The organism is uncultured Clostridium sp. (assembly GCF_947039605.1).
GTDB lineage: Bacteria > Bacillota > Clostridia > Clostridiales > Clostridiaceae > Sarcina.
Map to the genome: position 1 here is coordinate 188,860 of NZ_CAMQZG010000001.1, position 26,317 is coordinate 215,176.

Consider the following 26,317-nt stretch of genomic DNA (forward strand, 5'->3'; position numbering starts at 1 on the left):
CCCCCTAAATTATGATATCAAGTGATGATAGACTAATTTCTTCCTCTACCTCATCCTCAAACTCCATAAACTCATTTTTTGATGACCCATTGTAATTTCTTTTTGACTCATCCCTACCCATAAACTCGTTTGATTCATTAAAGAATGTTGTATCATCTTTATAAAGTTCTATTTCAACATTTGAAATCTTTATGCTTTCATTTCCAAGATATTGCTTTATATCTTGTCCACTTATAAGTGCATAAGTTTCTCTTGAACTTACTTTTATAACTGCCTTCATACTGTCAGCCTCTGCAATAAGTTTTATAGATATTTCTCCAAGATTACCTGGGTTAACTTTTACAATAAGCTCTTTCATATTAACTTTTGTCATATGCACCATAGTATTTTTAATATCGGCATTTATACTTTCTTTATTTATAGTAAGTTTTGAATCAGTTTTTTGAACACTAGATAAATCTTTCACTCTTTGCAAGTTCATATCAAAGTTTGATTTATCACCTGCTAAAAGTTTTGATAAAAAATCATCTTCTTTACTTGATTCTTGTTTTCCAAGTTGACTTTCTTTAGTATTCGAATCCTGCAAATTTCCATTGCTTTGTTTGCTACTATCTACCTTTGTTTTTATATCTAAAACTGTATTCCCTTCTTCATTTGAAATTACTTTAGCTAATACTTCTGGCTTTTTTGTAGCTTTAGAAACTTCTAAGCCTTTTAAACTAATATTAAATTCTTTTATGTCCTCATTACTTAATCCTTTTTCATTTAAAGCTTTAATTATCATCTCTTTAAACTCATTATCTTTAGGATTTATACTTTTCAGACTTTCTTTTATATCTTTACTACTTAAATCCATTTTATTTAAAACTTCGATTATCTCTTCTTTAAATTCAGGATTTTTAGGATTTATATTTTCTAAACTTTCCTTTATATCCTGACTACTTAAATTCATAGTATTTAAAACTTTGATTATCTCTTCTTTAAATTCACTATTTTTAGATATTTCATTTTTAAAAGATTCCTTTATATTAGTTAAATTCATTTTGCCTAATATATTTTCTAAGAAACCTTTTACATCATTTAGTTCATCCAAATTCAAATCTATTCCTTCTAAAGAATTATTTGGAAGTTTATTTCCTAAAAAAAATTGATTCATTGTTTCTTTTACTGAATCTATTATTTCTTTATTATTCTGTAAATCTGGAACAGCAATACTTTCGTTATTACTCACTAAAAACAACATGCTTAAAAGAGATACCATATCTACATCTTCTAACTGATTATTAGCATTTTCTATTGTTTCATACTCTGGAATTCCTATGACATTATCTATCCCAAGGATATCCATTATAGAATCAACTGTTAATTCATCAGTTTCCTGTATTATCTCTTCACTTTCTATATTATTTTCTTTTTTAAGATTTTTTGAACTTACCTTTTTATCAAAATTATCTTTGCTACCTTTTGAATCTTTAATTTCTCTATCATTTTTTGATGCATTTCTTTTAGCTAACATATCTTCAAATGATGTTTCATCTACAGCCCCATCATATTTTTTATCACTGGCTTTATTATTTTTTGAAAAGTCTACTTTTATAACATTAACCGTATTAAGTCTCATATTTCTCACCTCCTTTCAAGATTTCTAAAATGTGCAAATAATGCAAACTCATCATTTGCAACATTCTCTAACCTGTTTCTTTCCTCAATAAAATTTTTGTACTGCTTCTCTTTAAGTTTTTCTACAGTCTTTCTCTCTATCTGCTTATTTAGAACATCAACTCTTTTTTCTTCTACAACCTTATGTTTTTGCTCTAACTCTTTTTTAGTAATCTCAATCGCTTTACTAACATTTTGCATATAGATTCTTTTTATCTTTTGGTAAACAACAGTATCTGAACTTGAAAGTTTATTATGCTTATTAAAATCACCTTCTAATGAATCAAGTTTATCTTTTACTACTTGCTTTGCTCTTTGTGCATTTTTAAAAACAATTGCACTTTCTTCTTCTTTCTTTAATCTCATATCAAGAATTTTTTCTAGTTTAAATTTAAATCCTGCTTCCATTTAAATTATCTCCTACCTAATACATCTAATGAATTCATTGTGTTATCAAATTCTGCTTTTTCATCTATCTTTTGTCTTAAGAAAGTTATAATATGTTGATTTAAATCAACTGCTTTATCAAGTTTTCTATTAGCTCCTCTTGCATAAGCACCTATATTTATCAAATCTTCCGATTCCTTATATGTAGCAAGCATATCTCTAAGATTTGAAGCTATATCTTTATGTTTATTTGTTGCAATACTTGGCATAAGTCTTGAAACTGAATTTAAAACATCAATAGCTGGATAGTGGTTTTTTTGAGCTAAACTTCTTGATAAAACTATATGTCCATCAAGGATACCTCTAACAGTATCAGCTATAGGCTCATTAAAATCATCTCCATCAACTAAAACTGTATAAAAAGCAGTTATCGAACCTTTTTCTGAAGTTCCTGCCCTCTCCATAAGCTTTGGAAGCATTGCAAAAACTGAAGGTGTATACCCCTTTGTAGCTGGTGGCTCACCAATAGCAAGTCCTATCTCTCTTTGAGCCATTGCAAATCTTGTAACTGAGTCCATCATAAGAATTACCTTCTTATCTTTATCTCTAAAATATTCTGCAATCGCTGTGGCAGTTAGTGCACCTTTAAGTCTTTGAAGTGGAGATTTATCTGATGTAACACATACTACAACCGATTTTTTCATACCCTCTGGTCCTAAATCTTTTTCTATAAATTCTAGAACCTCTCTACCTCTCTCTCCTATAAGTGCAATTACATTTACATCTGCTTTTGCTTCTCTTGCAATCATCCCAAGAGTTGTACTTTTACCAACTCCACTTCCCGCAAATATTCCAATCCTTTGACCCTCTCCACAAGTTAAAAAGCCATCAATAGCTCTAACACCTGTTGGAAGAATATCTTTTATTCTTTTTCTTTTCATTGGATCTGGTGGAAGTCTATCTAATGGATAATAATCTCCATTTTCAATTCCCTTACCATCAAAAGGTTCTCCAACTCCATCAAGTATTTTCCCAAGAAGTTCATCACTGCATCTTACACTAAGCGGCTTTCCCTCTGGTACAACCTTACAACCTGGGGCTATTCCTTGAAGTTCACCTATGGGCATTAATAAAAGTTCCTTCTCCCTAAAACCAACAACCTCAGCTTTTATTTCATTACCATTATCAGTGAAAATTGTGCAAAGTTCTCCCATAGCAGCCCTTATGCCCTCTACCTCGATAGTAAGTCCTATAAGTTTAGTGACTTTTCCCTCATAACTATATGCTGTTGTTTCTTTTATCTTCTTACTCATTAAAGAAAAATCAATATCTAACATACTTCCTCCTATCAAGCTAAAATACTTCTTTTTTTATACTCTCAAGTGCATTGTCTATTCCAACCTCTACACTTCCATTTCCTAGTTGAATAGATGCATTTCCCATTGTAATATTTTCATCTGCTCCAAAAAATACTTCTGTGCTAATTCCAAGTGCTAATTTTTCTTTATTAATTCTCTCCTTAACAGACTCTATCTGCTCTGGGTTACACCTTATAGCAAAACTTTTACTACTCTTAGAACTTATAAAAATTTTTGCTACAAAATCATTTATACCATCTTCCTTTTTAAGTTCTTTCTCTAAAATATGCTCTGTAACCTGATATGCAAAATCTATAACTTCTGCTTTCTTTGCTTCAAGATATTTTTCATATTCAATATTCGTATTATCTAATATTTCTTTAGCATCTTTTATAAGTTGTTCTGCAATTTTTATATTTTCTTCGTAAGCTTCCTTATATCCATCTTCCCTGCCATTAGCAAGACCTTCCTTATAAGCTTTTTGATAAGTTTCTTTCTCTATAGCCTCTGCTTTTTCATAAGCAGTTTTTACTATTTCTTCTTTTTCCCTATTAACACTACCTAGAATTAATTTTCTCATTGATTCAAGACTTTCTTTTGCTCTTACAACATCTTCATCTGTATCCATAGCTATATTCTGAGGTTTATACCCATTAGTATATGATGTCTTTATATCTATGTTTTCCTTAACCTCAACCGCTGGACTTTTTATAACACTATAAGATGATTGCATCTTCTCCACCTCTTGCTAATATAATTTCGTTTGCCTCTTCAAGTCTTCTTATAATTGAAACAATACCTTGTTGTGCTTTCTCAACATCCATAAGTCTAACCGGTCCAAGGAATTCCATATCTTCTTTAAGCGACGCAGCAGCTCTTTTGGATTGATTCTTAAATATAGTTTCTGCAACCTCACCTGATGAGCCTTTAAGTGCAAGTGCAAGTTCTTTAACATCAACCTCTCTAAGAATTCTTTGAATATAAACATCATCAATACTAATAATATCTTCAAATACAAACATGCTACTTTTAACCTTGTCAGCAAGTTCTGAATCTTCAATCTCTAGTGACTCTGTAATATTCTTTTCTGTTGTTCTATCAACTTGGTTAAGCATTCCTACAAGAGTTTCAATTCCACCAATTTCTGTGACTTCTGTACTTACAACTGATGATAATTTACTCTCTAATACTTTTTCAATTTCTTTAATAACATCTGGTGATGTATTTCTCATTGTTGCAATTCTATATGCTACATCACTTTGCAAACTCTCTGGAAGTTCTGCAAGTATTTGTGCTGCTTTATCTTGCTGCAAATAACAAAGTATTAATGCTATTGTCTGCGGATGCTCTCCTGAAATCACATTAAGTATCTGTCCTGCATCTACTTTTCTTGCAATTCCAAATGGTCTATTTTTTTGAGTTATTTCTGTTATAGTAGAAATAATTTCATTTGCTTTTTGATTTCCAAGAGCTTGAGATAAGACTGTTCTTGCATAGTCTACCCCACCCTCCTTAACATAATCTCTAGCCTGATTCATCTGTAAAAACTCACCCATAATTACTTCTCTTTGAGCTGAACTTACAGAATTTATATTCGCAATTTCATATGTTATTTTTTGAATCTCATGTTCTGGTAACTTTTTTATGATTTTAGCTGAGGCATCTGGTCCGAGTGTTATAAATAAAATTGCAGCCTTTTGTATGCCTGTTAACTTTTTACTTTCCTTAGCCAAAGCTATCACCTCTCCTCTTCATTTAGCCATGACTTAATAACATCTGCTACTTGTTCTGGCTTTTTGTTTGCATAGTTTTTAATTTCACTCTCTACATGAGTTTTCTCATCTTTTATATCAAAATCAATTGGATCAAAGTTCTTCATAGAATCATCATCTATAACAACATTAAGTCTTCTTGAATCTTCTTCCTCTTCATTTTCATCTTTCTTTCTTTTTACTCTACTAACTAAGAATGCTAATAAGATTATTGCTATAACAAGAATTACTCCTATCACAATTGCTTTTGTAATCTTTTCTGTTTTAGCTTGTCCTGCCATAAGATCAAGTTGCTCTTTTGCAGCTTCTTTTTCCTCTTGGTCAAAAGTCATACTAAGCACAGAAATCTGATCTCCTCTACCTTGCTTATAACCAATAGCAGTTCCAACTAATTCTTTTATTGCCTCAATAGTGTTTTTATCAAGTTTTCCATCAATAACTACTGATGCTGTTACTCTTTTAACTTCCCCTGGAGCACTTATATTTTTAACTTCTGTTTTACCAATTTCATACTCTGTACTTTGCTCTTCTCTATTAGAACCAGTCCCATCAGTATCTTCTATATTATTACTCATATTATCATCAACTGGCCCTGTACTTATTGCCCCTGAACCATTTGACTCTTTTATAGTAGTTTGGTTTTTTATAACCTTATTAGGGTCTACTGTAACCTCTGTTTTTTGCTTTGAATCAAAATCTAACTCAACACTTATTTGTGTTTTTATTTTACTTGAACCAATAACAGGATTTAATAAATCATAAACACTACTCTCAAGTTCTTTTTCATAATCAGCCTCAAGTTTTCTTTGATTTGAAATAGCCTCGCCTGATGCTATTGTCCCCTCACCCTCTTCACTAAATATCCCCTCTGATAGAAGCTTCATATTCTGGTCAACTACTTCTATATTCTCTTTTGGAATATTAGATACTGATGATGATATAAGTGCTACTATTGACTTAACTTGTGATGGTTCTAAACTCTCACCATATTTAAGTTCTATATAAGCAGCCGCTTTTCCATCTTCTGTTTCATCCACAAAAACGGTTTCTTTTGGAAGTGTTATATGGACTCTAGCATTTTCTATCTGAGGAAAACTTTTAATTGTTTTCTCTATTTCACCTTGAGTCATTCTAAGCTTTTTAAGTGCAAACTCTTCTGATGTTATACCAAAAGAACTACCCTCATCCATTAATTCATAACCTATACTTCCTCCACTTAGGCTTGGAGCAAGTTCTAACCTTAAACTATCCACTTCTTTTTTTGGAACAAGTATAGTATCATCTTTTACCTTTAAGTCTACTTTTAATTCCTTAAGTTTTTCTGTTACCATCTTTGCATCTTTACCTTCAAGACCTGTAAATAAAACTTGATATTTACTATTCACTGAATATGCAACTGCTAAAATAATACCTATTATTATAGAAATTAAAGCAACTATAATGGAAATCCTAGCTACTCTTCCCATTGCCTTAAACTTCTCTAGAATACTATTAAGGAATCCTTTAACCTTTTCCATTATCTCTTACCCCTTACCAAAGCTAAATTTGAGTTCTGTTTATCTCTTGGAATGCTTCAACTAATTTGTTTCTAACCTGCATAGCAAGTTGTAATGAAACCTTTGCCTCTTCTCCCGCAAGCATAACATCATGTATAGCTATGTCCTCACCTTGAATCATTTTTTGTGTAGCAATATCTGCCTCTATCTGTTTATTATTTACAACATCTAATTGTTCTTTTAAAGCCTGTGAAAAACTAATTGCTCCACTTCCATCTTGTTCTTCTACTTCATTTGTTTGTTGTAAAAACAAGTTATTATTTATATCTGAAACTTTATTATATTGATTTGCTAAAATATTATTTACTTCCATATTACTCTATCCCCTATTTCCCAATTTCTAATGCTTTCATAAACATTGATTTTGAAGCATTCATTGTATCAACATTTGCCTCATAACTCCTTGAAGCTGCTATAACATCTGCCATTTCATTTAAAACATTAACATTTGGCATTGCTACGTACCCTGTTTTGGGGTCTGCATCTGGATGACCTGGGTCATACTTAAGTTTAAGATCTGAATCATCATTTATAACTCCAACTGCCTTAACACCATTCATTCCCATAGCATTATCTAAATTTTCTTGGAAGACAGCTATTTTTCTAACATAAGGTTTCCCATCTTCACCCCTAGTAACTGTATGATTCGCCACATTAGATGCTATAACATCCATTCGAAGCTTCTCTGCTGCAAGTCCACTAGCACTAATTCGCATTGCTGCAAACATACCATTTGTCATACCTATCTACCTCCACTTATTATGTACTTCTTAGTTGAAAGCTTTGAATTAGCTTTTCCTATTAAAGCATTATATAAAAGCGTATTTGCTGCCTGATTTGTTTTTTCTACCTCAAGGTCAACATTATTACCATTAGCGCTCATTGATGTTGTTGTATCTTTCTTCATTTCTATACTTCCAATTTCTTTTTTACTAAGTTCTACTCTTCCATTCCTACGAAGTTCAGAGCTTACATCAGTTAATGTATCTTCAAAACTAATATTATATTTTTTATAGTCTTTAGTATTTGCATTAGTAATATTATTAGCTATCGCCTTTGTTCTCATATTAGCTGTATCTAGCCCTTGTTTAATTAATTCGTACGTATAAGAACCTGAATCCATATATACAGACATTTTCTCACCCCATATGTGTATTTTGTAGTTTTTTCCCTTTTTATAGACATAATTCCATTAATATTTTCTTATTGCTATTATACCCTTAAAAGGTATAGTTTTCTATACATAGACGTTTAAAAATTTGTATACTTTTTTGTCTATACTCTAAATTTATTCTCAATTTATTAATCATTTATTAATTATTAGGCTTATTTTTTACCATTTGTTTAATTCTCTTCAAGCTACTATTTAACTTTTTTTACCATTAATTTATTTGTATATACTTTTTTAAAGATATAAAAAAAATTCCGACAAATTTCTTACGAATTTTATCAGAATTTTTAATTTAATAAACTTTTCAATAATACATTTTTTTACAAAAATTACACTTTGTTCACACATAATTTCCCTAATTTCGCTAAAGATTTGTATAAATTAAATTACAATCTAATTTTATATTCTTTCTATAGCTCTTAAAGCTTCATTTGGAAGTTCATTAGTCTGTGCCATCATATAATTACTAGCCTCTATTAAAATATTAGTTCTTGAGAATTCTATCATCTCTTTTGCCACATCAGCACTTGTTATATTAGAATCTGCTCTCTCAAGCATCAAACTATTACTCTCATGCATAGCACCAAGATTTTCAAATCTATTCTCAAGTGCACCATACTTACTTCTAATATCACTAACTGTTTGCATTGCTACATCAATAGTTTCTAATGCCTTATCAGTATCTTCATTCACCACATCAACATCAGATAACTTATTTCCATTTTTATCAGTAAGCACACTACAATTTAAATTAAAACTTGGAATAAATATATCATCACCAGAATTAATACCTGCTGCCATTGAATGTGATGATGGATTCTCATTATTTGTAACACCCTCATCACCTAAAAGTTTAACTCCATTAAACTCTGTATTAGTTGCAAGGTCATTAATACCCTCTTTTAACTGTTCTATTTCATTTTGAATAACTTTCTTATCATCTAAACTTAAAGTATCATTTCCAGCCTTAACTGTAAGCTCCCTCATTCTTATAAGAGATTCTGACATACCAGATAAACCTCCATCAGCAGTCTGCATCATAGAAACTCCATCCTGAACATTCTTCTTAGCTGCCTGAAGTCCTCTAAGCTGTAATTTAAAGTTTTCACTTTGCCCAAGCTTCCCTGGGTTATCCTTTGCACTCATAATCTTACTTCCTGAAGATACCCTTTTAAGTGCTGCTGCATTATCAACTAAATTATTTTGGTAGTTCTTAAAAACATTAAGTGACATCATATTATTATGTAATCTCATAATTAACCTCCATATATATATCAAATTTTAATTTCGTATTTTCCTAATATCTATATCGTCACTTATCTACCTTATCTTTAATTTCTCCTAAAAAATGCATCAAAAAAAAGAGAGCTGAACATTCAACTCTCTCATATAAATAATTATCTTATCAAATTAACTAAAACACCAACTACATCTCCACTAATCTTAGATAAAATTTGTAGTTCTGATATAAGAACATCCACACCCATTTTATTATGGTCAAATGATCTACTACTAAGAGCTACTATATCCACAAAATTTTCATCTGTAATTATATCTTCCTTAACAGCTTTCATATAAGTTTTAAATATCATATACTTAATTACTAATAAAGTATAACTATCCATAACCTCATAACTTGTAAATGGAGTTCCTGAAGAGTAAACTGCATTTACTAAATAGTTCTGAATATAAACACTATTATTCTTTTCATACAAATCATACTTCTCTTTAAACTTACCATCTATTCCATTAGCACTCTCATCTAAAACATTTAATAAGTTTACTAAGATTTCTTCTAACTTGCCCTCTAAATTAAACTTTGAAATTTCATCTAAAACTACTGTTTTTATCTCATTATGCATACTTGTAGCTTCCATCTGTGGTATTATACTAGAATCCTCTATCATCTCTGTATAAATAGCTATAAGTCTTCTAACCTCTTCAAACTCTCTATTAGTCATAAGTGGATCAAAATTACTATAAGCAAGACCTATCACTATAAACTTTTCCTCAAAACTTATATAGTCACTTTGAAGTGCTTCTATTGTAAACCCTCTTATCTCTTTAAATAATTGTTCCTCAATCTCTGACTCAAACTCAATAGTCTTATCAATCTCTTCCTTATCATAATCATTCTCTAACATCTCAAAAGTAAGCTTATCATTATTTAATAAAAAGCCCTCAACCATAGCAGGACAAGAAGAATATAAATGCTTCTCTATAACCTTTCCAACAACATTAATTCCCCTTGGGTAAATTCTACATGTATCACATAAAAAATCCTCACCACACTTAGAATGAAGCTCGCACAGAAAATCCTTCTGTAAAAAAGTACAAAAACCATCCTTAGTAAGCTTCATAGAAATAATATCGCCCTCTTCTTCATTTCTACCCTTAATAAAATTCAAACTCATATCCTTCTTTAAATATGTAGAATCCTCATACTTCTTATAAGTCTTATCATCTATATTTATCTGCCATCCCATACAACAAGTGTGTCTGCACTTATCTGCTGTACACTTAAAATCATTATATCCTCTATACTGTATTGTTTCTTGTTTCAAATTTCTTTTCCTCCAAATAGTTACTTCTTAATATAACTTTATTAACTCTTAAAACTATAACACATACAGATTAAAACTTTGTAACTTTCAATACTTTTTAACAGATATTTTTTCAAACAAAAGATTCTTTCCACTATTGTTTGTGAAAAGAATCTATATTTTCTTATTTTAAAATTTTTCTTAATGCTGTTATAACATCTTCTATATCTTTCTTTTTCATTTTTGGATATAACGGAAGTGTTATTATTTTTTCATAAAACTCTTCTGTATTTTCACACAAACCTTTTTTATATCCTAAATCTTTATAATAAGGATGATAATAAACTGGTATATAATGAACATTAACACCTATATTTTCTGCTCTCAGTTCTTTAAATATCTGATTTCTTGATTTTTTAATCTTATCAAGTTTTAATTTAATTACATATATATGATAACCTGATTTTGAATAATCTTTTTCAATAGGTGTTTCTATACAATCAAATTCTTTTAAAAGCTCGTTATACTTTTCAACTATACTTCTTCTCTTTTTTATAAAGTAATCTATTTTTGTTAATTGACTAATTCCAAGTGCACAATTTATATCTGGAATTCTATAATTATAACCTAAAGATTGTTGCTCATAGTAAAAAGCTTCCTCTTCTTGATTTTCTAATATACCACTATCTCTAGTTATTCCATGAGTTCTATACAATGATAGTTTTTTATATAACTCTTCAGAATTGGTAACTACCATACCACCTTCACCTGTAGTTATAGGCTTTACTGGATGAAACGAAAATGTAGTCATATCTGCTTTATTACCAACTTTTATTCCATTATATTCACTACCAAGTGCATGAGCTGCATCTTCAACTACTATAAGATTATGCTTTTTTGCAATCTTCATTATTGAATCTATATCAACTGCATGCCCCGCAAAATCTACTGCTATTATAGCTTTTGTTTTACTTGTTATCTTTTCTTCTATTTTACTTACATCAATATTTCCTGTATCTTTTTCTATATCAATAAAAACTGGAGTTCCACCACAATATAAAATACAATTTACTGATGCTGCAAAAGTCATAGGCGTTACTAAAACTTCATCACCTTCTTTTATATTTGATGCAAGCATTGCTATATGAAGTGCTGCAGTCCCATTTGTAACTGCGACTGCATATTTGCAACCTACATACTTTGCAACTTCATTTTCAAACTTTGCTACCATAGGTCCTGTTGTAAGATATCCACTTTTTAATACCTTTATAACTTCCTCTATATCACAACCACTTATGCTTTGTTTCCCATAGTCTAAATATGTGTCCCTTACCGGAATCCCTCCATTTATAGCTAAATCACTCATTTAACTCACCTACTTTACATATTTGATTGTATCCAAATTTCTGTTTCCTTAATTCCCTCTTCAAGAGTATAGTTTGGTTCCCAACCAAGTATTTCTGTTGCTTTTCTTGAATCACATAAAAGTTTCATTATCTCTGCCTGAGGATGTATGTGTTTTACATGATTAACTCTAACTCTATTTTTACTAATAATATCTGCAAGTTCATTTATATTCACATCTCTACCTGTCCCTGCATTTACTATCTCTCCATCTATTTTGCTATTTAATCCTGACATTTTTATGAATTTAGCACAGTCTTTTACATATAATAAATCTCTTGTTTGTTCCCCTGTTCCATAGATATTAATATCATTATTCTTTAAAGCTGAGTTTATAAATATTGCAACAACTCCACCTTCTCCACCAGTTTTTTGATGTGGACCATAAGTGTTAAATGGTCTTATAACAACTGTTGGAAGTTTATATGATAAGTAATATGAAACAACTAAATTTTCTGCTCCTATTTTACTTGCCCCATATGGCGAAACTGGCTTTGTTGGGTGTAATTCATTTATTCCATCTGGGTTATCACACTTATCAAATACCATACATGTACTCATAAATACCACTTTACAAGGATAGGTTTTTACTTCATCTTTTATAAGCCACTCTTCTCCATCCATATGAGAATCCTTTCCAAACATTTGCCACTTAGCTCTTTCTAGTATATTAAAAGTTCCAACTGTATCATTATAGAAAGTAGTCTTTGGATCATCTATTGAATCTTGAACATTTATAGATGCTGCAAGGTGATATACTATATCAAACTTTTCTTCAAAAACTTTATCTAGTAAAACTTCATTTTGAATATCTCCCTCTACAAAGTTAAAGTTCTCATTATTTTTAAACTCTTCTATATTCTCTAAGCTTCCATTAGATAAATTATCAAAAGCTAAAACTTTGTAACCATCCTCTAAAAGATTTTTAACAAGCCATCTCCCTATAAATCCGGCTCCACCTGTAACTAAAACATTTTTCATGTTATTTATCCTCCTCAGTTATATCTACTAAATTCCATTTTACTGGAGTTCCTTTTTCTATATTCCTTGTAGATTTTTTTCCTAAAATATCATTTATATATTTTGTTGCTATTCCAAAGCCAGGTCTTATACTTTTTACATTTTCATTTGTAAAAACTTCACCTGCTTTTATATCTTTTACAACAAATAAACTTCTTGAATGTTCTCGTGAATTTTTCTGCTTTTCACTTAAATCATAAGTTACTTTTCCCATTGCCCTCTCAGTCATTCTTATAGCATCAACCATTTCTTTAAACTCTTCTGGTTCCATCGAAAACTGACTATCAGCACCACCATCTTCTCGTCTCAAAGTAAGATGCTTTTCAACTATTTTTGCTCCCATTGCTACTGAAGCAATTGAAACTGTAGTTCCCATTGTGTGATCTGACAAACCTGTTATTAAATTAAATGTTTCTTTCATATTCACCATTGTTTTTAAGTTAATCTCATCAACTGGTGCTGGATATGCTGAAGTGCATTTTAGAATAGCAATTTCTCTATTCCCCATTCTATAGCAAGCGTCTATAGCATCTTGAATATCTCCAAGTCTAGCTATTCCTGCAGACATAATAACTGGCTTTCCTTTTGCTGCTATATATTCTATGAATGGTATATCAGTAATTTCAAATGATGCTACCTTATAAGCAGGAATATCTATACTTTCTAAGAAATCTACTGATGTAAAATCAAAAGGTGATGAGAAAAATACTAATCCTTCTTCCTCTGCTATTTCTTTTAGCTTTCCTTGCCACTCCCAAGGTGTATATGCTGTTTGATATAGCTTATGTAACGTAGTTCCATCCCATATAGTTCCTTGCTTAATTTGAAAATACTCATTATCACAATCAAGTGTAATTGTATCTGGTGTGTAAGTCTGTAACTTAATAGCATCAGCACCTGCCCACTTTGCTTTTTTTATAATTTCAACTGCCCTATCAAAATTTTGCATATGATTCGCTGACATCTCTGCTATGATAAAACATTTTTCATTTCCACCTATTTTAACTCCATCAATTTCAAATAAATTACTCATATTGTCCCCCATTTCATACTATCTCTAATTGAATTATCGAAAATACTCTTTATTCCTTAATAGACTTTAGAATTTCATTTGCAACTCTATATTTTCCTTGTCCGTCAATTGATTTCTTCATATTCTCACTTAAATTTTTTCTAAGCTCATAATTCATAGATTTAATATTTTTATTTATGTCCTCAATTTTTGAAATAATAGCTATATTATTCTCTGATATATACTGCCCAAGCTTTTCTTGATTATCTACTATAACTATTCCAATTGAAGGAACTCCTAAAAATGAAAGTTCATATATAGTAGACCCACAAGCTGATATTGCTAAATCTGATTTTTTCATAAGTTCTGTCATATTAGCATTTTCATGAAATATTATATTTTGATAATCTTTAAAGTCACCCATTAAAATTTCTTTATCATTAAAAGCTGGACCAATAACTACATTAATTGTACTACTAAAGTGTTTAATTTCTTTTAATATTCTATGAGTGAAGTTTAAATTATCACTTCCACCAACAGTTAATATTATATTATTTATATCTTTTTTAATTTCTATTGGTTTGTTATCTAAAAATTCATCTCTTAAAAGTGAATACTCTCCACCTACTAGAATTTTTGTATTACTATTAGCCTTATAATTCAAATTAACTCCATGTAAATTTTGATTTAGAATTATATCTACATCATAATAAGGTAGTAAATTATTATCATCAAAAACCATAAGTAACTTAACTTTAGACTTATAAAAAACTAAATCATTTTCTGTTAAATCATATCTATCAATAATTAGAATATCTTCTTTTGATATTTCATTTAAAATATCTTCTTCATATATATAATTAAACTTTTCATCTATGACCTTTTTAATTGCTGGTTTAAACTCTTCTTTATTTGTTATTACATATATAACTGGTATTTCATTTTTAAGTTCTTTACCTAAAACTAAAGTTCTCATTATATGTCCCATCCCAATCTTAGTCCCACCATTAGCCAAAACAAATACTTTCATAAAATAGCCTTTTCTATAGAAATAAAGATATAAAATCAAAACCTCATACCTCTATTTCTTTAATATATATATTACAACCTTTTTCACTAAATTTAGTGTATCCCAGTTCTATAAAAATCTTATTTGATATATAATTTTCTTTTTTTACTTTTGCAATTATCTTTTCACTTCCCAACTCTTTTTCAGCTAAAGTAATAATTAATTTACCATACCCCATCCCTCTAAAGTCTCTATGAATTGCGTAATTTATATTGTAACCATTATCATCTTTTATTAAATAAATGCTTCCTATCACATAAACTCCATCAGTTAAAATATAATACTTATTATTCTGTAAATCTCTATCCTCAAACCATTGTTTATGACTTTCCTTAGATATAACCTCACTGTTAAATGAATTTTTTCTCACCTCTGAATCATTTCTCACCTCTAAAAGTAAATCTATATTTCTCTCCTCAACGCACCTTAATAATATTTTTTCTTGAACTTTCTTTTGTTCTATCTCATAATTACCTACATTCTCGCCTAATTCCTTCAGATATTCAATTACTTCTTCGATATTTATATCATTTAATTTATAAAATTTACTATAAATATCTTTTATCACCTCAAAGTCCTCAATAGTATCCAATGTAATTCTTATATTGCTATTATCACTATCTGATAAATAATCTCCTATCTTAAACATATTTTTTCTTTTCCAAATATATGGTGTTACATGTTCCTTCTCAAAACTTAAATTTGCTTTTTTATATGCTACTTTTAAAGCTTTAAAACTAAATACTTCAACATCCAGTCCTCGTGGAAAACTTCTTTTTATTGTATTGCTATAATAATCAAATTCATTTTCCTTATATATTTCTACCATTTTGTCTATTACTCTATAATCTATAAGAGGACAGTCACTTGTCACTCTGATAATTATATCTGCATTAAATTTTCTAGCTGCTAAATAATACCTTTCAAGTACATTTTCCTCACTTCCTCTATAATAATCTACTCCTTTTTCACTGAGTAGATTACTAATTACATCATCATGGTTTTTATTCGTTGTTGCAATAACTATCCGATTTATTGATTTAGCTTTTGATACTCTATCTATTACATGTTCTAAAACTGTTTTCCCTTTTATACATTTCATAATCTTATTAGGTAGCCTTGTTGATCCAACTCTAGCTTGAATTATACATACAACATTACTCATAAACTCTCCTAGTTTAAAACTTTTGTTTTAATAACTTCATGCAAATTTTCTAAAACAGGTAAAACTTCATAATTAAATAAGTCTGAAACTAATATATAATCCTCATTTTCTAAAGCTTCAACTATTTCCGAAAGAAAATTATCCATCTCGTCTATACCTTCAGCTTCACCAATAATGTCTGAAGTCAATCTAGCAACATCTAGTATCCATCCAATCCCCTCTGCAACTTCTGATATGATGCTACATCCTTGTTGCTCTTTTTCTTCATTCATAAGCAACACTAAATTCTCTATTCCACCTTTTAAATTAACTAAATACTCATTCGCTGTATTTAAAACTTCTATTTTTTCATTCATAATATCACCTATAATATCCCTTCACTAATAATTAAATTTCTCACTTCTTGTTTTTCTATATCTTTAATAAATTCTGCTGAATAACTTTTAAACTCACACTTATCATATTCTTTATAATAATTTTTATAATAATCATTGTTATATGATGTAGGCATAACTGCTATCATATCCCCTAAATCTTTAGCGTAGTGTGATTCATCTACTGTCATCAATTCTTCATGATACTTTTCTCCAGCTTTTGAACCAATATAATCTATTTTTACCATTTTTTTGTCTATATCATACTTTTTACTTACCTCTTCAACTATGACTTCTGACATAATACCTATATTCACAACTGGCATTTTCAAAATAAATAACTCTCCACCAATTGAAACTTCACAAGCTTTCATCATAAGATTTACTGCATTACTGAGACTCATCATAAATCTATTCATAGTTGGATCTGTTACTGTAATTCTTTTTTGCTCTAAAATCTGTTTTTTAAATAAAGGAATTACTGAACCTCTTGATCCCATCACATTTCCAAATCTAACTGCAATAAATTTAGTTTGAATTTTCCCTTTACTATAATTAGCTGCCTGTACTAATTTTTCTGCAAGCATCTTAGTTGCTCCATATGTATTAACAGGATTTATAGCTTTATCTGATGATGTAAATAAAACACATTCAATATTATGTTTTATAGCTGCCTTTATAACATTATTCATTCCATCAACATTAGTTTTTATAGCTTCTGTTGGATTATACTCACAAGATCCTACATGTTTCATAGCTGCAAGATTAAATACTATATCTATACCTTCCATAGCTCTTTCAACTCTCTCATAATCCCTAACATCACCTATTAAAAATCTAAAATCTTTATAATCACTAACAAAATCAGAATGATTCTGTATTTCAAATTGTTTATATTCATCTCTACTAAAAATTCTAATAACACTAGGATTTTGTTTTATTAATTCCTTAATAAGACCTTTCCCAATAGTACCTGTACCACCTATTATTAAAATTGCTTTTCCACTAAAGAATTTTTTCATAAAGTTACCTCTTTTTTTAATTTTCACTATAAATTTCATTTGAATTTGTATATAAAACTATACCATACTAAACCTTTTGAGCTACCAAAACTTTACAAAATTCATTTTTTTTTAACTATTATTAATATTCTGATTCGTATTTTCATCAATTAATGTTTTTTCTACTTCAGTTTTCACACAAGCTAAATTTTCTTTTATTATTGAATAGATTTTTAAATTTTTTTCATATATTTTTGTAAATTGTATTTGTTTTGATTCATCTGCTTTCAATAAGTATTTCTCTTCTCTTTCTAGCTTATAAATTTCTTCATATGTCAAGTTATCTAAAAGACTTATTTCTCTAATATTCTTTTTCATTTTCAAATCTAATAAATCTAGTCTTTCTAAATTTTTTTCAATATCTATTTTTTTAATATATTTAATTTTCATTCTTTTTAATTCTAAAATGCTTTCATTGCACAATTCATTACAATCATCAATTTTTTTTAAAATACCTTTTAACACTATACCTATTTCTTTACTAGCCTGCTTAATATCTACTTTTCTTTTTATATTCCCTTTAATATCTATCTCCCTAAACTCACTAATAACATCAACTAATTTTCTATTTTCAGCTCCTTTTATATTAGCTCCACCCTCTGTCGCATTTATAAACTTTATTTCACTATTTCTTTCTATTAGCTCTTCAAATGATAGTTTGAAAGCTTGAAATACTTTGTTAGTTCTTATCAACTCGCCATTTATATCCTCTGTATATACAGCATCTGATTTTTTAATATTTTTTATTCTTTCCAGTTCCCCTTCTAAATCACTTTCATTGTATGCAATTTCAGCATGATTTTTTTCATTTGTATAAGCCAAATCTTGACCGATAAATATAATAGGGTTACACCCTAAATATATAGCTAAAGATGTCATACTATGAGCAACAGATCCTCCTGATACCAGTCTTGGTAACTCAACGCCCCAAATATCATCCACTATTTTATTACCCGAAAATATGACTTTAGGTCCTTTATGTTCCTCAACTATTTTACAATTGGTATTTTCATTAAAAACTAACGGAATATTTATTTGAGATATTCTATTTTTAACAAGTTCATATGATGTTTCACCTGAATCAATAATACATAATAAATCTGCCTCTATATCTTTTTCTTGCAATGCCCTTAATGTTCTCCCACCCGATATAATTAAACCTTTATCAAAGCCTTTTAAATAGTCTATATTATTTGAAAGTGAGGGACCCGCCGAAACTATAATTGCTGGAACATCAGAAAATTTTTCTTTATAATGATTAAGTTCTATAGCATTTTTTCCATTCTTTATATTTTGTAAAAGTGTCTTAAACCACTCTTCTCCAAACCTTAAACTTGTATTCCTATTTACTATAATTCTTCCTACAATTTCTTTCATAAAATCAAATGTAGCCTTAACTTCACTATTATATACCTTACTATAATTTAGATAATGATGAATTTTAATATTATCTACTAAGTGACTTTTTATGCTTTCAAGGAAATTTTTAATTTTAATGAAATCACTTGTTATAAAAATTTCATTAAAATCAATTTCTTTTTCCACCTTAAAAAAATTCAACATTAAATCTTCATTGTATTCTATAATTAAAATTCTATTTTTACTTTTCTTTTTCTTTATCAATTCTCTTATATATCCACCATCTGCCAAACCAAAAATTATATAAATATCATTATTAAAATATTCTATTTCCATTAAAAACTTATCGATTTCTCTTTTCTGATTATACTTACTACCAATATAAATATTTTTATTATTTTTGGTAACCTTTAATATATTTAAACCATCTTTTGATTTTTCAAGTATCCATTCACTAGTCATATTCATATCTCCTATCTACTTTTCATTCTTTTTATTATCGTTTTCTTTTAAATAAACTAAAATAAGAGTAAGGTTTCCCCTACTCTTATAATAAAAAATTTATAAATTATCTTAATAATGATAATACTTGGTTTGGTTGTTGATTCGCTTGACCAAGCATTGATTGAGCTGCTTGAACAAGAACGTTATTCTTTGATAAATTCATCATTTCTTTAGCCATATCAACATCTCTAATTCTTGATTCTGCTGATTGTAGGTTTTCAGCTGAGTTATCTGTTTGAGCTATTGTATGCTCTAATCTATTTTGAACTGACCCTAAATCTGATCTGAATCCTGAAACATTTTCAATAGCTGAATCTAAAGCTGTTATTGCCGCCTGTGCATTTGTAGCTGTATCAACTGATATTTCTTTAGCCCCTGATAATCCTAATGCACTAGCACTCATATCTTTTAAATCAACACTTATTTGTTGACCTTCATTGGCACCAACTTGGAAGTTTACAGTTTTATCACCTGATAATAAATCTTGTTTATTAAATTGTGTTTGAGATGCAATTCTATCTATTTCTGATTTTAATTGAGTAAACTCTTTATTAATTTGACCTCTATCATCATCTGTATTTGTTCCATTTGCTGATTGAACTGATAATTCTCTCATTCTTTGCAGAATAGCTTGACTTTCATTTGCAGCTCCCTCAGCTGTTTGAATCATTGAGATACCATCTTGAGCGTTGCTTGAACCTTGCTCTAATCCTCTGATTTGTCCTCTCATTTTCTCTGAGATTGCAAGACCAGCTGCATCATCTCCCGCTCTGTTGATTCTTTGTCCTGAACTTAACTTCTCGATTGACTTACCTTGGTTACCTGTGTTGATACCCATTTGTCTATGTGCTGACATAGCGTTCATATTGTGATTAATAATCATTATAAAATCCTCCTTGATTTTGAACCTTGACATCCTTGTCTTAGTTTTCTTTTTTATTTTAAGAAGTTTCCTTCTTGTACTTATATTATCGGTTGTTTTATATTTTCTTTAGTCTTTTTTGAAAGTTTTTTTTATTTTTTTCAAAAAAGTTTTTTTATATCTTAGAATTTACAAATTGCATTCTATTTCCAACATTAGCATACGCATTATTAGTCGCTTTTCTAGCCTTTACTTCACTTATTTTAAATTTAACTTCATTTTTTTTCACACTAATTTTTTCTATAATTTTTTTATCCAAACCAATAATATCTAATTTGCATAAAACTTCTTTTACTTTATCAGTATCAAACTTCATTACTTCACTTTGAATATTCTCTTTTAATTCTAAAAGTTCCTCAAGTCTTGGAAATCCATCTTTATCTAATTCCTCTAGTATTTCTACTGATAGCTGTCTATATTCTTTTAAAAGTCTTTCCATTTGCTACATTCCACCCATACTCATAAATTGTCCCATCATTGCATTAGCTTTATTCATAGAAACCTCTAATCTTGCAAATTCTGAATAATATCTATCTTCTCTTATTTTAAGAGTTCTTATTGCTTTAGTATATTCTTTCTGTTGTAATTCTATCTTTTTACTTATTTCATTATTAAATGCACTTACTCCATCAGTTGCCCCTGCTCTTTTGGCAATTTTTGATGTAGAGCTTATAGCTGTTTCATTCAATGTATCTTTTATTTTATTAAATGTGCCTGTTAAAAGCTTTCTTGTTTCTTCTCCATTATTTTCAAATGCAGTTGCTAACTTTTCTGGATCAAGAGTTATTTTCCCCTTTTGAGTTCTATAATCTGCATTAGGCGTTATACCTATATCTCTAAGATTTAATTCTGACCCACTTCCACTTGTTATGTGTCCTAAAAGTTCATTTGCTGCCCCATAAAGAATATCATCATTTCTCAAAAGACCTTTTTTAGTTTTTTCTTCCCAAAGTTTAATTTCAGACTCTGACATATCTTTCTTCTGTTCTTCTGTAAGAGGCATAAAGCTTTTATCTCTCTTTTCTCCCATAAGCCCATTCATCTTATCTATTAACTTATTATAATCTTCTACAAATCCAGTTACATTTTCTACTATTTTACTGGCATCAGCTTTCCCTGAAAGTTTTGTTGTTTTAACTGTCCCATCAGTATTTTTTTCAGATACTCCATTAACTGAGTACTCCACATTATCTATAACAAACTTATTATTCGCAAACTCTTTTGTAGCTTTATTTCCATAAGCATCCATTATAGTAACTTTAGCATCTTGTCCTTTGTCTTCTGGTTTTTGCTCTATAATTTTATTTGTTGAATTAGTAGCTTTCATTACTAAGTCATTTTCTTTTCCTGTTTTTTTGCCTTCTATTCTTATATTTCCACCAAGCTCTGAACTTGTTACATTAACATCAATTTTAGTAGCTCCATCAACTTTATTATGGTCTTCAATTGCCTTATTAATATTTTTTACTATTGCATTTGAATCTCCATTTGTATCTTTTAATGAAACTGATACTTTTTGCCCACCAACTTCTAGTTCAAAACTATCACCTGTTAAATCTGCTTTATCTATACTAAGTGAAGCTGCTTGTGCCTTTTGTTCTACTGACACTTCATAATTTCCTGTTTTAGCTCCAGCAAGTCCTCTAGCTGAAATTACACTTTCATCACTACTAGAAAATTTAACAGTATCATAATTCCCACTCATTATAAGGTTTGTATCTTTATTAGCTGTTGATGTTATATCAAAATACTTAGTATACATACCTTTCATATCTTTCATAACATCTCTGTAAATATTCTGTTTATACTCTAAAAGCATTTTATCTTGCTTAACCCTGTCCGCCTTCATTTGATATGGCATCATAAGTTGCTTTACCATTGAATCTGTATCAAGTCCTGATGCTAGTCCACCTAATCTCATATATTTATCCCCCTTAAATTTTAAGCCTAGACTTTTTAAAATCTAGGCTCATTTTTTTGCATTTAATTATATATCAGTCATTACCCTTTTAAATTATGCTAAACAGGCAACTCCTGTTTATTTTATTTACCTTGTATTTTGCTAAGTCTGTATGCTTCATGCCACATATCTCTTACTTCTACAATAAGTTCTATAGCTTCATCCACTTTTTTAATATCTTTTTTCATATTAGCCTCTGCAAGTGTTTTATTTATAAATCTGTATATTTCTAATATCTCTGTTGTCCATGCCCCTGCATCTGGATCAAGAGTTACCATTAACTCTGTGAATATATCTTGTACTCTTACAAGACTTTCATGTGCCATCTTGATGTTTTTTTCTTCTATTCCAAGTCTTCCTCTTTTGGCAAATTTAACTGCTCCATCTACTAGCATTAATAGTAATTGCTCTTTTGACGCACAGTTAACACTGTTGTTTTTATAAATATTGTGTGCATTTTGCTGATACATTTATTTACCCCTTTAAATAACCCTACTTTAAATTTTTTAGTACATCTAAATTTAAACTTATAGCTTCTTTATTTTCTGATTTAACTTCTTCTACAAGCTCTTTTCTTATTATCGAAATATTTCTTGGTGCATTTATAGCAAGTTTGACACTTCCATCCTCAAGTTTTACAACTGTGATTTCAATATCATCCCCAATAAGTATTCCCTCATTTTTTCTTCTAGTTAAAACTAACATATTACGCCTCCATTAATGAATGTTTTATCTTGAACTCCTCTGTCTTTAAGATAACCTGTTCTGCTTTTTTATTCAATACATTTATAACGATTGGCGCTCTAAGATTTGTTGTAATCTTAGATGGGTCGTTATGAAGTGTTACTGTATTGAAAAGCATAACGTCACTTTCATTTTGTATGTTTAGTCTTTCTATTACCTCTTCTTCTATATCAATTTCATAGCTATCTTTAAACTCAAATGGGTTTATAACTACAAAAGCAATTTTACTATCTTCTACTGAATGTAAAAGTCTAAAACTTTTATTTTCTTCTATTTCTCTTATAATAAACTTTTTTAAATCTTCAAAACCTAAAAGTCCTTTTTCAAACTTTATAAGTTCACTTTTATCATAAGCTATTTTTCCATAATGATAACTTTCTAATATCAACTTATTTTCTTTAACTAAATTACTATCTAACTTCATAATTTTCTCCCCCACTTATCTATCTAAATATAATCTAATAGTGTTTGCTGTATTACCTTTGATGCTGTTTGAAGTGATGCCATGTATACAGTCTGCATTGTTGCTGACTCCATTCTTTTTTCAGTAAAGTTTATGTCTTCATTTCCTGATAAAACTTCTGTTAAGTTAAAGTTTTCTTCTTCATTTTTAGATTGTGCTGATTCCATTCTATTTTGCTTTGCTCCAACCTCTGCTCTTAGAGTTAAAAGGTTATCTATTGTTCTAGTCATATTTTCAAGATTCTCACCAGTAACTTTTGATGATTCCTCTTCATTTTCTGAACCAATATTTCTTGTAATATTACTTAAAAGATCCATAACATTTTGGCTATTGCCCTTTGAATCTTCAAATTCTAAAACATCTTTAGCATTTACATTGTATTCTATTGTAACTCCTTGTGAAATTTCTACTGATAAATCTTTCCCAATCATATCAAGCTGTGCTTGTTCTAGATGATTGCTAGTATTAAGAGGTATTTTACTACCATCTTTACCTGCATAAGATATATTAATATTTCCATCAGCATCTTTTTCAGTAGTTACAGGTCTTGATGTTCCCTTAGTCCCACCAAATATATATTTTCCATCAAAGCTTGTGTTAAGTATTGTTCCTACTTCTTCAATTCTTTGATTTATCTCATCTTTAATAGCATTTTTTTCATCAGTCCCATAGGCTGCATTTCCTGCTGTAACCATAAGTTCTCTAACTCTTTGAAGAGTATCTGTAACTTGCCCAAGGGCTGTATCTGTAGCATCTAGCCAGTTAGTTGTATCTTTAATATTAGTGTTATACTGCTCATTAGCTGAAATATCACTATAAAGTTGCATACTTCTAGCAACTACAAAAGGGTTATCAGAAGGCTTATTTACAAGTTTTCCTGTTGTAAGTTGCCCTTGAACTTTTTGCATATTATTAAGATTTCTGTTCATATCATTTAAAAAACTAGAACTCATCATTCTATTTGTAACTCTCATTTAACTTTACCCCCTAATCTATATTAGACCATTAACTACCACATCTAAAAGTTCATTTACAGTCGAAATAACTTTTGCATTTGCATTATAAGCATGTTGGAATTGAACAAGATTTACAGTTTCCTCATCTTGTGAAACTCCTGAAACACTTTCTCTTTGCATTGATATATCAAATACTAAGCTACTTTGGTTTTCAAGCATTCTTTGAGATTCTTGACTTTGAACCCCTAGTCTATCTATACCATCTTTATAATAACTCTCAAGACTCATTCCGCTTGTATTATTCTCTATTGTCATTCCGTTATTTACAAGTCTATTTCCACCCTTACTTAAATCAAACATATCTGCTCTAGTATGTATACTTGTGCCTATATCTTGGAATTTAAGCATTGAATCTCTAAGTCTTGCAATGGCAAGTGCTCTTTCTCCATCAGTTTCACCATCAATGTAGTTTTCTGATGCATAAGCAAACTCATTATCATTACTTCTAGTTTTAAGTTTCATTGGGTCTTCTAGGATACCTGTATTAATTGTAATATTTGCTGCTGTAATCTCTGACTCAGCCTCAAGAATATTATCTATATTTATAATTTCTCCACTACTTGTATACTCAGCTACTGAGCTATTGACAAATAAAGGCATAAAGTCTTTTTCTGGTTGTCCATTTTCTCTACTTATACCTTCCATACCTGAATGTATAGCATTAACTGCAAAAGCAAGTCCTTTAGCCATTTTATCAAGTTGACCTTTATGCTCTGCAATATCTGCTTGTATAGAAATTGCTCCTGCAAGTTCACCATTTTCGGGAGTAAACATTCTTATCTCACTAGCTGAAGCTGTTGCTCCATCTCTTAATGGCGCTCCATCACCTTTAACTGCCATTCCATTTGAATCAGATAAAATTACTCTTGAATTTTGAATCTTTTCAAGTTGCTCTGGGCTTACATCTCTTAGTGTTAGAGTTTTCATATTACTCTCGTCATTTGTATCACCAAGCTGATAATAACTTATTTTATATGTCCCACCTGATGGGTCAGTCTTATCTCTTTCAATTCCACTTACATAAGAAAGTCTTGTAAACTCTCCATTAGGGTCAGAATTTACAAATGGAGGCATAGAACCCATTCCATCAGAACTTTTAATATCAAGCCCATTATAATCTTGCATTTCTGCACTTACTCCAAACTTTCTACTAATATCATCTAAAAGTAAATCTCTTCTATCCATTAAATCATTTGGGGCATCTCCTGATACAGTTATAGTTGTAATCTCTTTATTTAAACTATCAAGCTGATTTAGCATTGAATTTATATCATTAACAGAATTTCTTATCTCACCTTGCGCATTTTTTCCAAGCTCATCAAGTCTTGTTGCTGTATGATTTAGTGCATCTGTTAATGCAAGAGTTTGCTGAACAACTACAGTTCTATTATTAGAACTTTGAGGTTGCTTTGAAAGTTCTTGCCATGAATCAAAAAACTTACCCATAAGACTTGCAATCCCAGTATCAGAAGGTTCATTATAAACACCTTCCATTTGAAGTAAATATGAACTTCTCATATCATATGTTCCAAATACTGAACTTTCATTTCTTACCTGATAATCTAAAAAGTTATTTCTAACTCTCTCTATAGCTTCAACCTGTGCACCAGTTCCAATTTGCCCTTCAACCCCTGCAACTGACTGTGCTCTACTTGTCTGGATTTTAGCTCTTTGTTTTGTATAACCTACAGTGTTAATATTAGAAATATTATGTGATGTTGTACTTAAACTTTGTTGTGCTGCAAACATTCCACTTTTACTAACATTTAAAACTGAAAATAAACTCATTTTAATTTCC

At 29.7% G+C, this 26,317-nt stretch carries 27 protein-coding genes; all 27 read right to left on the minus strand.

The genetic code is table 11. The features are described 5' to 3' along the window. Positions 1 to 4: 4 nt before the first annotated feature. Positions 5 to 1,621, minus strand: a complete 1,617-nt coding sequence (locus tag Q0V24_RS00905) for a hypothetical protein (protein WP_297517600.1) — start codon at positions 1,619 to 1,621, stop codon at positions 5 to 7. Positions 1,622 to 1,626: 5 nt separating this feature from the next. Continuing rightward, a complete protein-coding gene (gene fliJ / locus Q0V24_RS00910) occupies positions 1,627 to 2,067 on the minus strand; it encodes a flagellar export protein FliJ (protein ID WP_297517602.1) in 441 nt (146 codons plus the stop codon). Between the two features lie 5 nt (positions 2,068 to 2,072). Next, positions 2,073 to 3,383 (minus strand): flagellar protein export ATPase FliI, encoded by a 1,311-nt coding sequence (gene fliI, locus Q0V24_RS00915; RefSeq protein WP_297517604.1) that lies wholly within the window; start codon positions 3,381 to 3,383, stop codon positions 2,073 to 2,075. Between the two features lie 16 nt (positions 3,384 to 3,399). Beyond that, positions 3,400 to 4,137 carry a FliH/SctL family protein gene (locus tag Q0V24_RS00920; RefSeq protein ID WP_297517605.1) on the minus strand — a complete coding sequence of 246 codons (738 nt, stop codon included), beginning with the start codon at positions 4,135 to 4,137 and terminating at the stop codon, positions 3,400 to 3,402. Further along, entirely contained in the window at positions 4,121 to 5,137 is a 1,017-nt protein-coding gene (fliG, locus tag Q0V24_RS00925) for a flagellar motor switch protein FliG (protein WP_297517608.1), read from the minus strand. The genes Q0V24_RS00920 and fliG overlap by 17 nt, the downstream gene beginning before the upstream one ends. Before the next feature lie 5 nt (positions 5,138 to 5,142). Beyond that, on the minus strand, positions 5,143 to 6,693 hold the full coding sequence (gene fliF, locus Q0V24_RS00930) for a flagellar basal-body MS-ring/collar protein FliF (protein WP_297517610.1): 1,551 nt from the start codon (positions 6,691 to 6,693) through the stop codon (positions 5,143 to 5,145). 22 nt (positions 6,694 to 6,715) lie between these two features. Next, complete coding sequence (fliE, locus tag Q0V24_RS00935; protein WP_297517611.1) at positions 6,716 to 7,045, minus strand: flagellar hook-basal body complex protein FliE; 330 nt, start codon at positions 7,043 to 7,045, stop codon at positions 6,716 to 6,718. A 13-nt stretch (positions 7,046 to 7,058) separates the two neighbouring features. After that, positions 7,059 to 7,472: a flagellar basal body rod protein FlgC gene (flgC, locus tag Q0V24_RS00940; protein WP_297517613.1), complete on the minus strand. Its 414-nt coding sequence runs from the start codon at positions 7,470 to 7,472 to the stop codon at positions 7,059 to 7,061. Positions 7,473 to 7,474: 2 nt separating this feature from the next. Next, complete coding sequence (gene flgB, locus Q0V24_RS00945) at positions 7,475 to 7,867, minus strand: flagellar basal body rod protein FlgB (RefSeq protein ID WP_297517615.1); 393 nt, start codon at positions 7,865 to 7,867, stop codon at positions 7,475 to 7,477. Positions 7,868 to 8,302: 435 nt separating this feature from the next. Next, entirely contained in the window at positions 8,303 to 9,157 is an 855-nt protein-coding gene (locus tag Q0V24_RS00950; RefSeq protein ID WP_297517617.1) for a flagellin, read from the minus strand. 143 nt (positions 9,158 to 9,300) lie between these two features. Next, complete coding sequence (gene fliB / locus Q0V24_RS00955) at positions 9,301 to 10,467, minus strand: flagellin lysine-N-methylase (RefSeq protein WP_297517619.1); 1,167 nt, start codon at positions 10,465 to 10,467, stop codon at positions 9,301 to 9,303. Positions 10,468 to 10,630: 163 nt separating this feature from the next. Beyond that, positions 10,631 to 11,812 (minus strand): UDP-4-amino-4,6-dideoxy-N-acetyl-beta-L-altrosamine transaminase, encoded by a 1,182-nt coding sequence (gene pseC, locus Q0V24_RS00960; protein ID WP_297517621.1) that lies wholly within the window; start codon positions 11,810 to 11,812, stop codon positions 10,631 to 10,633. Positions 11,813 to 11,826: 14 nt separating this feature from the next. Further along, positions 11,827 to 12,831 carry an SDR family NAD(P)-dependent oxidoreductase gene (locus Q0V24_RS00965; protein ID WP_297517623.1) on the minus strand — a complete coding sequence of 335 codons (1,005 nt, stop codon included), beginning with the start codon at positions 12,829 to 12,831 and terminating at the stop codon, positions 11,827 to 11,829. A gap of 1 nt (position 12,832) precedes the next feature. After that, positions 12,833 to 13,903 (minus strand): pseudaminic acid synthase, encoded by a 1,071-nt coding sequence (pseI, locus tag Q0V24_RS00970; RefSeq protein ID WP_297517625.1) that lies wholly within the window; start codon positions 13,901 to 13,903, stop codon positions 12,833 to 12,835. 49 nt (positions 13,904 to 13,952) lie between these two features. Beyond that, positions 13,953 to 14,912, minus strand: coding sequence for a UDP-2,4-diacetamido-2,4,6-trideoxy-beta-L-altropyranose hydrolase (gene pseG / locus Q0V24_RS00975; RefSeq protein ID WP_297517626.1), 960 nt, complete (start codon positions 14,910 to 14,912; stop codon positions 13,953 to 13,955). A 43-nt stretch (positions 14,913 to 14,955) separates the two neighbouring features. Beyond that, a complete protein-coding gene (locus Q0V24_RS00980; RefSeq protein WP_297517628.1) occupies positions 14,956 to 16,116 on the minus strand; it encodes a GNAT family N-acetyltransferase in 1,161 nt (386 codons plus the stop codon). An 8-nt stretch (positions 16,117 to 16,124) separates the two neighbouring features. After that, positions 16,125 to 16,472, minus strand: a complete 348-nt coding sequence (locus Q0V24_RS00985) for a hypothetical protein (RefSeq protein ID WP_297517630.1) — start codon at positions 16,470 to 16,472, stop codon at positions 16,125 to 16,127. 8 nt (positions 16,473 to 16,480) lie between these two features. Next, positions 16,481 to 17,512, minus strand: a complete 1,032-nt coding sequence (locus Q0V24_RS00990; protein WP_297517632.1) for an SDR family NAD(P)-dependent oxidoreductase — start codon at positions 17,510 to 17,512, stop codon at positions 16,481 to 16,483. 111 nt (positions 17,513 to 17,623) lie between these two features. After that, entirely contained in the window at positions 17,624 to 19,372 is a 1,749-nt protein-coding gene (locus Q0V24_RS00995) for a 6-hydroxymethylpterin diphosphokinase MptE-like protein (RefSeq protein ID WP_297517633.1), read from the minus strand. A 106-nt stretch (positions 19,373 to 19,478) separates the two neighbouring features. Then, positions 19,479 to 20,297 carry a flagellin gene (locus tag Q0V24_RS01000; protein ID WP_297517635.1) on the minus strand — a complete coding sequence of 273 codons (819 nt, stop codon included), beginning with the start codon at positions 20,295 to 20,297 and terminating at the stop codon, positions 19,479 to 19,481. A gap of 154 nt (positions 20,298 to 20,451) precedes the next feature. After that, positions 20,452 to 20,775 carry a hypothetical protein gene (locus tag Q0V24_RS01005; RefSeq protein ID WP_297517637.1) on the minus strand — a complete coding sequence of 108 codons (324 nt, stop codon included), beginning with the start codon at positions 20,773 to 20,775 and terminating at the stop codon, positions 20,452 to 20,454. Between the two features lie 3 nt (positions 20,776 to 20,778). Continuing rightward, positions 20,779 to 22,257 (minus strand): flagellar filament capping protein FliD, encoded by a 1,479-nt coding sequence (fliD, locus tag Q0V24_RS01010; protein ID WP_297517639.1) that lies wholly within the window; start codon positions 22,255 to 22,257, stop codon positions 20,779 to 20,781. Between the two features lie 122 nt (positions 22,258 to 22,379). Beyond that, positions 22,380 to 22,766 (minus strand): flagellar export chaperone FliS, encoded by a 387-nt coding sequence (gene fliS / locus Q0V24_RS01015; protein WP_297517641.1) that lies wholly within the window; start codon positions 22,764 to 22,766, stop codon positions 22,380 to 22,382. Between the two features lie 22 nt (positions 22,767 to 22,788). Continuing rightward, the gene (gene csrA, locus Q0V24_RS01020; protein WP_297517643.1) at positions 22,789 to 23,001 is read right to left on the minus strand and encodes a carbon storage regulator CsrA; all 213 of its coding nucleotides are present in this window, start codon (positions 22,999 to 23,001) and stop codon (positions 22,789 to 22,791) included. 1 nt (position 23,002) lies between these two features. Beyond that, entirely contained in the window at positions 23,003 to 23,464 is a 462-nt protein-coding gene (gene fliW / locus Q0V24_RS01025) for a flagellar assembly protein FliW (protein WP_297517645.1), read from the minus strand. Between the two features lie 23 nt (positions 23,465 to 23,487). Continuing rightward, on the minus strand, positions 23,488 to 24,477 hold the full coding sequence (gene flgL, locus Q0V24_RS01030; RefSeq protein WP_297517646.1) for a flagellar hook-associated protein FlgL: 990 nt from the start codon (positions 24,475 to 24,477) through the stop codon (positions 23,488 to 23,490). An 18-nt stretch (positions 24,478 to 24,495) separates the two neighbouring features. Further along, positions 24,496 to 26,307, minus strand: coding sequence for a flagellar hook-associated protein FlgK (gene flgK, locus Q0V24_RS01035; protein ID WP_297517648.1), 1,812 nt, complete (start codon positions 26,305 to 26,307; stop codon positions 24,496 to 24,498). Positions 26,308 to 26,317: the final 10 nt, after the last annotated feature.